The organism is Serratia sp. J2 (assembly GCF_046269175.1).
In the GTDB taxonomy this organism is placed as follows: domain Bacteria; phylum Pseudomonadota; class Gammaproteobacteria; order Enterobacterales; family Enterobacteriaceae; genus Chania; species Chania fonticola_C.
The window spans coordinates 1-1,905 of record NZ_JBKABN010000081.1 but is presented as its reverse complement, the minus strand read 5'-3'; the positions used below and the strand labels follow the sequence as shown (position 1 = coordinate 1,905).

General features: G+C 49.5%; 3 protein-coding genes. All 3 read right to left on the bottom strand.

What is annotated here, in order from left to right:
* Positions 1 to 84 precede the first annotated feature (84 nt).
* From ACKWMY_RS28095 to ACKWMY_RS28085, 3 genes are read right to left on the bottom strand one after another with little or no spacing between them, the layout of a single operon-like run.
* Positions 85 to 375: a hypothetical protein gene (locus ACKWMY_RS28095; protein ID WP_409487533.1), complete on the bottom strand. Its 291-nt coding sequence runs from the start codon at positions 373 to 375 to the stop codon at positions 85 to 87.
* Positions 368 to 757 (bottom strand): hypothetical protein, encoded by a 390-nt coding sequence (locus tag ACKWMY_RS28090; RefSeq protein ID WP_409487532.1) that lies wholly within the window; start codon positions 755 to 757, stop codon positions 368 to 370. Before ACKWMY_RS28090 ends, ACKWMY_RS28095 begins: the two co-directional genes overlap by 8 nt.
* Entirely contained in the window at positions 750 to 1,013 is a 264-nt protein-coding gene (locus tag ACKWMY_RS28085; RefSeq protein WP_409487531.1) for a host cell division inhibitor Icd-like protein, read from the bottom strand. The genes ACKWMY_RS28090 and ACKWMY_RS28085 overlap by 8 nt, the downstream gene beginning before the upstream one ends.
* Between the last annotated feature and the right edge of the window lie 892 nt (positions 1,014 to 1,905).

The window sequence follows — 1,905 nt, the reverse complement described above, 5'->3', positions numbered from 1 at the left end:
GAGTGTCTTTACGCAGCAGGGAGGTTAAAGCCAGCTCAAGCGCTTCCACACGCTTTACCAGTTCGTTGTATTTCAGTGGGCTGATCATTGTTGTTTCCCCCGTAACCGGTAAGAGAGGGTTTCCTCTGCGCCTTTGGCACCTGCGGCAATCCGGGCAATGTTTTTCAGCATGTCGCCCAGCTTGAACATGTCTATTTTCGCCTGCTCGACGTCGTAATTATCACTTTCAGCAGCCCAGAACATGAGGCTACCCACGGCGGAAATCCATTCTAGAATGCTGTCATGCACACCTGCAGCTATTTGCTCAAGCTCTGCAGCTTCTTCTAAAGGCACGGTGCGGCCGTCATTGACCAGCCAATAAGCATCTTTACGCATGGGTATTCCCTCCCTTGTATGCTTCTTTAATCTCACGCAGGCGGAACAGGACTTTATCCAGCAGTTCGAAAGACATTTCATGCTCATCATCGGACCCGTCGTGTAATTCAGCGGCGGCGGTAAGAAGAGCCTCGGCACGACGTAGCTCATCGCCTATATCAATGGTGGCATTCCCGGTTGCTACGACAGCCTTCCCTTGCTCTGAGGCGAGTTCCAGCAGAAATACCGCCACCCCACCAGCCAGATCACCAGCAAGATCCACAAGGCTTTTGCCATCGACTGAAGCAACACCATCAAACCGATTTGCCGATACCGCGGATATGAGAGAGGCTAGCTGGCACGCTTTTTCGGATGCCTGGGTGAGAGTCATTTCCTTAGACATGACGCACCTCCGTAGAGGCTTGGTAACGCTGGTGCATGAACTCAATGCGGCCGGATCGGTGAAAGTGCAACGGGCTTTCAGTGCGGATTTTGGCAGCAAAAATCAGAGTGAAATCAGTGCACTCAATTTTGAGGCGGGCTTCTTGCTCTGTATCTGCATCAGTGCGTAATACGGTTGGTCTGCCACCATTGGAATAGATAGCCAGGAACAGGAATGTAAATTTAGGGCGAGTTTGGGTAGACTTGATGTCAGCCATGATCGTTACCTCGTATAACGGTTTGGTGAGAGGCCCTGAACGTGTTGTCGCACTTCGGGGCTTCGCTATATTTAGCAGTTGCAATTCAAATTGAGTTACGTTGTAATTACAACCACACGGTAATAGTAGGAGTTTTGTAATTACAATGTCAAGAGAAAAGGTAAAAACTGACCAATACCAGATCCGTCTAGCGCACGAACTCCGCTCCCAGTTGGAAGAAGAGATGCGCAAGGATGGTGATTCATCCCTTGCAACCTGGATCAAGCGGATACTCAGGAAAGAACTACAACAGCGTGGCATTGAGCCAAAGGCATAAGACTGTAAAAGGAGGTTTATTGTGCCAAGCAAATGGTTAGTTATTTTAGTATTAATCGCCGGGTCAATTGCATATTGGGGCTTAAAAGGACTTGTGTCTGGGGACATCAAAGTAACCAATGACACAAGTTCAGGCAGCTTAGTTAATCCCTCATTCAGCTTAAAATCAGACTCAAAGAACTGAACGAAAATTTTCGTTGAGTGGTTATCGCCTGGGACGTACGCCGATGCCTGGTGCAACTTCCCCCATTGGGGAAAGTTGAGAATCACAGGCTGATCGGTAGGGGTGTGCGACAATGCCGGATACCCCTTTACCCCCACTGGGGGAATACCCTTAATCACCGATACTGAGTTTCCGGTAACAGGTGCTTTCCCTCTGATTGAGTAAAAGGTTACTACCGGGACCATGGCAGTTTCTAAGACCGTTGGGGGAATACCCTCACTGACCAGGCCGAACTGCGCCAGCGGCGCGGTTAACTTGACCTGATCGATCGGTGTGATAAGCTGGCTGTGATTCTGTTTTGTGTAGTGACATTGGCGGCCCTGCAAGGCCGCTTTTGTTTTATTAGGCATCCTG